Annotated in this window: 7 protein-coding genes; all 7 read left to right on the plus strand. The window is 28.7% G+C overall.

Going from position 1 to position 6,840, the window contains the following annotated elements:
- The first annotated feature begins 169 nt into the window (after window positions 1–169).
- Window positions 170–625 carry a GNAT family N-acetyltransferase gene (locus RT261_RS04550; protein ID WP_313129935.1) on the plus strand — a complete coding sequence of 152 codons (456 nt, stop codon included), beginning with the start codon at window positions 170–172 and terminating at the stop codon, window positions 623–625.
- A gap of 96 nt (window positions 626–721) precedes the next feature.
- On the plus strand, window positions 722–1,897 hold the full coding sequence (locus tag RT261_RS04555) for a sensor histidine kinase (protein WP_313129937.1): 1,176 nt from the start codon (window positions 722–724) through the stop codon (window positions 1,895–1,897).
- Entirely contained in the window at window positions 1,897–2,553 is a 657-nt protein-coding gene (locus tag RT261_RS04560; RefSeq protein ID WP_313129939.1) for a response regulator transcription factor, read from the plus strand. The genes RT261_RS04555 and RT261_RS04560 overlap by 1 nt, the downstream gene beginning before the upstream one ends.
- A gap of 302 nt (window positions 2,554–2,855) precedes the next feature.
- Complete coding sequence (locus RT261_RS04565; RefSeq protein ID WP_313129942.1) at window positions 2,856–3,623, plus strand: ParA family protein; 768 nt, start codon at window positions 2,856–2,858, stop codon at window positions 3,621–3,623.
- 25 nt (window positions 3,624–3,648) lie between these two features.
- Window positions 3,649–4,551: a ParB/RepB/Spo0J family partition protein gene (locus RT261_RS04570; RefSeq protein WP_313129945.1), complete on the plus strand. Its 903-nt coding sequence runs from the start codon at window positions 3,649–3,651 to the stop codon at window positions 4,549–4,551.
- Window positions 4,552–4,578: 27 nt separating this feature from the next.
- Entirely contained in the window at window positions 4,579–5,091 is a 513-nt protein-coding gene (locus RT261_RS04575; protein WP_313129947.1) for a DUF4446 family protein, read from the plus strand.
- Window positions 5,092–5,337: 246 nt separating this feature from the next.
- Window positions 5,338–6,402 carry an HD-GYP domain-containing protein gene (locus RT261_RS04580; protein WP_313129949.1) on the plus strand — a complete coding sequence of 355 codons (1,065 nt, stop codon included), beginning with the start codon at window positions 5,338–5,340 and terminating at the stop codon, window positions 6,400–6,402.
- Window positions 6,403–6,840: the final 438 nt, after the last annotated feature.

Genomic DNA, 6,840 nt, shown 5'->3' on the forward strand with positions numbered 1-6,840 from the left:
CCACTCTCTATGGTCAATTTAGTTTATGGAGGGCAAAGCTGTGTATTGAAATAAAATCATAAAACTGTTGACATCACGATAAAACATATTTTACAACCCCTAGGCAAAGCGTCCTACTGCGATAAATTTTTATTATAAATGCAAATTAACAAGATTAAGGAGGTTTCTTATGATAGAAGGTAAATTTTTAAAGTCTGAGGATGACTTTTCTGATATTTTAGAAATAAGGAAGAAAGTATTTGTTGAAGAAATGGGTTTTACAGTGGAAAGCATATCGGATGGAAGAAATACTGAATCAGAGCATGTAATAGTATTTAATGAGGAACATAAAGTTGTAGCTGCCGGAAGGCTATCTTTGATAGATAACCAATTTTGGATTAACCAGGTTGCAGTTTTAAAAGAAGAACGAGGAAAGTATTATGGAGATTTTGTTGTTCGGATGCTGGTGGATAAGGTGTTTCGGAATGAAGAGCAGGAAGTTTGGGTGAAGGCTGATGAAAATTCAATTCATTTTTTTTCTAAATTAGGATTTACCGTTATAGAGAATGTACATGATAAAAATGAAAATAAATGGATTTTTATGAGCCTTAATAAGTGTCATTTGTTCAAAAAATGCGGAAAATAGACTTTTTCTTTTATATATTGACAACTTATTGTAAAATAACTCTTTAAATTATACCAATTTTGTTGTATTATAGTAACGAGAGGAGAGTGACAATGATTGGCAGATATAAGAAAAGATAGTTTTATTGATACTTCCGATGATTTAGAAAAAGATCAATTAAAAAACAACTTAGATCGTTCATATTTTTTTGTAAACAGTTTAAATGATGAAGAAAATGAAATTATTAAACATCTGCAAACATCTATGGAACTTTTGAAAGATAATTTAAAGGAATTAAATATAAGCATTTTGGATGAAAAGGATTCCAATAATTTTAATGCTGAATTATTTACGCCTTCTTCTGTAGGAGATAAAAAAAATAGATATAAAAGGATTAACGATGAGATTGAACAATGCAATTCTAAATTAGCTCATTTACAAGCAGACTTGGAATTTCATCTTATTAAAAAGAGAGAATTAGAGAATTTAAGAGATTGCTTTTGTAGTATAAACGATTGGAATACATATGATATTGATAATCAATATCAAAATATATCAAATAATTGTATATCAGAAGAAGATATTTATGATTTAAATAAAATTAATATGAATCAATTGGATTCGTCTTTTGGTATAAGTGCGCTGGAATCATATGAGAATGAAAGAAAGCGGATTGCAAGAGATTTACATGACTCTACAGTACAGAATTTGACAAACTTAATGTATAAGACGGAGTTATGTACAAAATTAATAGATATTGACTCAGTAAGGGCTAAATTGGAATTACAAACTATGATACGAACTATTAAAGGTACCATTGCTGATATGAGAAATATCATTTATGATTTAAGGCCAATGTCTTTAGATGATTTAGGTTTGGTATCTACTGTTGAAAAATATATTAATGAAAAAAGATCTAGCCATAATGTGAATATTGAGTTTAAGGTAAACGAAGAAGAGTATAACGTGCTACCAATTATTAATTTAACAATTTTTAGAATTGTTCAAGAAGCTACGAATAATGCAATTAAACATGGTAAGGCAAAGAAGATATTAATTGATCTCTTTTATGGTGATGATTCTATTGCATTGACTATTAATGATAATGGGATTGGTTTTAATCAAAGTTCACCAAAAGTATCAGATGGAAAAATAAATTCTGGATTTGGTTTATCTATTATGAAGGAAAGAGTCCTTCTATTATCAGGTCAATTGAATATTGAATCCAGTAATAATAAGGGAACCAAAATTAAGGTTATAGTTCCAATACGAAATTATACGGGGGATAAATAATGAAGACAATTAAAGTAATGATATCAGATGACCATTGTATGATCAGAGAAGGTTTAAAGCAATTGTTAGAGATAGACGGTGATATTGAGGTCGTTGGGGAGGCCGGAGATGGAGTCACTTGCTTAAATATGATGAGAACTTATAAACCGGAAGTTTTATTGTTAGATATCAACATGCCTCAAATGAATGGCTTAAATGTTTTAAAAACATTAAAGAAGCATAAATGCCCAAGTAAGATTTTAATGCTAACCATACATAATGAAATTGAATATTTAGAAAAGGCGATTGAATTAGGTGTGGATGGCTATGTATTAAAGGATTCAGATTCAGCTATATTGAAAAAAGCAATTGCATCAGTTTATAGAGGTGAAAGATTTATTCAAAATGAATTAGTGCCTTCCCTAATGGATAAGATAGATAATAGGGATAGAACAATAAATTTAGAAGAAGATAATCAAATACTAACAAGAAGAGAAATTGAGGTTCTTAAATTATTAACAGAAGGTCTATTTAATAAAGAAATTGCATATCAGCTATCTATTAGTGAAAAGACAGTAAAAAACCATGTTTCTAATATTTTTAAGAAAATTGGTGTTTCTGATCGTACCCAAGCTGCAGTATATGCAATTAAAAATAATTTGGTAAATTTATATTAGATATTGAATATTCATTAGAAGCAGAACGTACAAGTTAGAATAATAATTTGTACGTTTTTTGACTTTATAGATTTATCTATTAGGAAAAAATGTTCTATTATAAACTATTGATAGAAATATATTAGTTTTTTAGATAGAGATTAGTTAAAAGCTAATTATATTTTGTGTTTTTTCTAATGTTTCACGTGAAACATTAATTGAATTTAAAAAAAATATAAAAGAATGTCGTAAAGTATAGATTAATAGTACAAATGATGATATAATACAATTATTGTAATAGTTTATAGAAAAGGGGAGATATCATGGGACGTATTATAGCTGTGGCTAATCAAAAAGGCGGAGTTGGTAAAACTACAACAACCATTAATTTGTCGGCTTGTTTAGCGGAAAAAGGTATGAAAGTATTAACGATTGATATAGATCCACAAGGTAATACTTCCAGTGGCCTGGGCGTGGATAAAAACAGTTTAGAAAATACTGTTTACCAACTCGTGATTGGAGCGTCCCCTATTGAGGACTGTGTAATAGAAAATATTTTTGAAAATTTATCAATATTACCATCCAATGTTAATTTAGCCGGTGCGGAAATTGAACTCATAGGTGTAGAAGAAAGAGAGTTTATTTTAAAGAAACATATTGAAAAGATAAGAGATAAATATGATTACATAATAATTGATTGTCCACCATCTCTAAACACACTGACGGTTAATGCAATGACAACGGCGGATACTGTTTTAGTACCAATTCAATGTGAATATTATGCGTTAGAGGGTTTAACGCAATTAATACATACAATTAATTTAGTTAAAAAACGTTTAAATCCAGACTTGGAAATTGAAGGCGTAGTATTTACTATGTTTGATGCGAGAACAAACTTATCCCTGCAAGTGGTGGAAAACGTTAAGGAAAATTTGAAACAGAATATATATAAATCTATTATTCCCAGAAATGTGCGTTTGGCAGAAGCACCTAGTCATGGCCTGCCTATTAATATATATGACCCAAGATCTGCCGGTGCGGAAGGATATAGAGATTTGGCAGATGAGGTAATTGATAGAAATAAATATTGATTCAGATGAAAAGGTAGGAGGAAAAATGGCAGCTTTAAAAAAAGGTTTAGGTAAGGGTCTGGATTCTATGATACCCGAAAAAATTGAACAAGCTACTAATACTGATAAAAAAAAAGAGACAGATGAAAATGTTTCACGTGAAACATTAATTAATATTAATGAAATTGAACCAAATACGGGACAGCCTAGAAAGAACTTCGAAGAAGATACCTTGCAGGAACTAGCAGATTCTATTAAACAATATGGTGTCATACAACCTTTGATTTTACAGAAGAAAGGTAAGTATTATTCCATTATAGCAGGTGAAAGAAGATGGAGAGCCGCAAGAATTGCAGGTTTAAAGAAAGTTCCAGCAATTATAAAGGAATATACGCCTCAGGAAAGTATGGAGATAGCTTTAATTGAAAATATTCAAAGACAAGATTTGAATCCAATTGAAGAAGCTATGGCTTATCAAAATTTAATTAAGGAATTTAATTTAAAACAAGATGAAGTTGCGGAACGAGTTTCAAAAAGCAGAGTAACTATAACCAATTCCATGAGATTGCTGAAATTGGATGAAAGAGTGCAGCAAATGATTACAGATAGTATGATATCTACAGGTCATGGACGAGCACTCCTTTCTATTGAAGATAAAGATACACAATATCAGATTGCAATGAAAGTATTTGATGAGAAGCTGAGTGTAAGAGAAATTGAAAAGTTAGTAAAAAAAATATTAGAAAATAAACCGGTAAAAGAAGAAATTGCTGTTACCAAAGAAGATAGTTTTATTTATCGTAATATAGAAGAAAAAATGAAAAAAATAATAGGAACCAAAGTAAGTATAAAAAGAAAAGCAAAAGATAAAGGAAAAATTGAAATAGAATACTATTCTACAGATGAGTTAGAACGAATTATTGAAATGTTTGAAGCACTACATGAGTGAAAAAGTACATAACGAGGAGAAAAATAAATGAGCATTTTTGAAGAATTGGGTCTTGATTTAGGATATGTTTTATTAGGGGTAGCAGGTTTCTCAGTTATTTTATTTATAATGAATATTATATTATTTGTAAAAAATAGAAACTTAAAAAAGAAATATAGAAGCTTTATGTCCGGTTCTAATGGTAAAGATCTTGAAGAAGTTATTCTTACAAGATTTTCTGAAATAGATTTTCTGAAAGTAGAAAATAAAAAAATTAAAACAAAATTGGAAAATATCAGCGAAACATTACTTTCAACTTATCAAAAAATAGGAATAGTTAAATACGATGCTTTTAAAGAGATGGGTGGAAAATTAAGTTTTTCTCTTGCTTTACTGAATGATAACAATGATGGATTTATTATAAATTCTATGCATTCCAGTAGAGAAGGATGCTATACATACATAAAAGAAATATTAAAGGGAGAATCTTATGTTGTATTGGCAGAAGAAGAAAAACTTGCTTTAGAACAGGCAATTAACTCAAATAATTATATGGAGTAAAAGTAAGACAAGAGATAAAAATTTCCTCTTTTTGCTTTATTAAAGTAAGATGAGGATAATTTTATGTGTCATTCTTTGAAATTCAAGAATATTTCAATAATTATTGAGCCTAAATTAAAAAAAAGTAAGAATTAATTATATAATTAGGTCGGTTGGATTATTGTATTTTTATGATATATAATAGATAATAGATATGAAAGAAAGATGAGAGATATGGGCTAATATTACTTTAGTAAGGAGATGCCAATGAGAAGAATTTTAGTTGATTCTATTAAGGGTTCTGAAAAACTGGCAAGAGATATAGTAAATGACAATGGAACTATAATTATTGCAACTGGAACTGTATTAAAAAAGCAATACATAGAGAGATTAAAAGAATTAGATATAAATTATATATATGTAGAGGATGAGTTATCAGAAGGTGTAGACGATGAACAAATTCAGGAACTGCTTATTCAAGATCAATGTCTTACCAGCGTAAAAGAAATAATTGATAGGTATTCATATCAAGAAGTAGATGAATTAATAGAGATTAAAAAAATAGCAGAAGAAATTATTCGGGATATTTTAAAAGAACCCGAAATTATGTTCAATATATATGGTATTAGGAAGAAAAGTGAAAGTATTTATTCTCATTGTATCAATGTTTGTTCCCTTTCTGTTTTAATAGCTATTAGAATGAAACTCCCCAGAACAAAAATAAGAGATATAGCGGTCGGTAGTTTATTACATGATATTGGTTATAATTTGGTTAGCTTTGACTATATGGACAGTATATTTAATAATTGTTCGAAAGAGCAGCAGAAAGAGCTTATGAGTCATGTAATTGATGGTTATTCTTTGCTAATAAGAGAAAGTTGGATATCAGTATCTTCAAAAGATATTATATTATGTCATCATGAAAGGTTAGATGGTTCCGGTTTCCCGTTTCATAAAAAAGCGGATAAAATTAAAATTGGAAGTAAAATTGTTGGAGTATGCGATGAATTTGATTCCAAGGTTTATGGTCATCTGGAACCTAAAATGAAAGTTCATGATACAATTCGTTATCTCATTAATCAAAGCGGAATAAAATTTGATCCTGATGTAATAAATGCATTTAAAGATTCTATTGCTTATTATCCAAACGGTATAGGCGTCATTACAAATGAAGGTGAAACAGGTATTGTTCTAAGACAAAATCCAAGAAAACCTGCACGCCCTGTAATTAGGATGATTACAGACATTCAAGGTAATAAGTATAATTATTGGTTAGAAAAAGATTTAACGAAATACACTAAAATAGCTATTTGGGATACAATTGAGTTGTGATTACCAAATTAATACAATTCATGATTTGTTTTATTATGATATACATTCTTACATTTGACATATACAACTATATTACTATTTATAGATTGAAATAAGGTTATGCAAAACTTAACTATACTGAATTCACAAATAAGGTTGTGAAAAGTTTAACTATTCTTAATTCAATAAGTAAGATTAGAAAAGCTTAATTATTTTATTCAATAAATAAGGTAAAAAAACTTACCTATTCTTATTCAATATATAAGGTTAAGAAAACTTACCTATTCTTATTAAGTAAGTAAGGTAAAGAAAAACTTACCTATTCTTATTAAGTAAGATAAAGAAAAGCTTAGTTATTCTTATTCAATAAATAGGTTAAGAAAAACTTACCTATTCTTATTAAGTAAGTAAGATAAAGAAAAGCTTAGTTATTCTTATTCAATAAATAGGTTAAGAAAA

The organism is Anaerocolumna sp., from assembly GCF_032079385.1.
GTDB lineage: Bacteria > Bacillota > Clostridia > Lachnospirales > Lachnospiraceae > Anaerocolumna.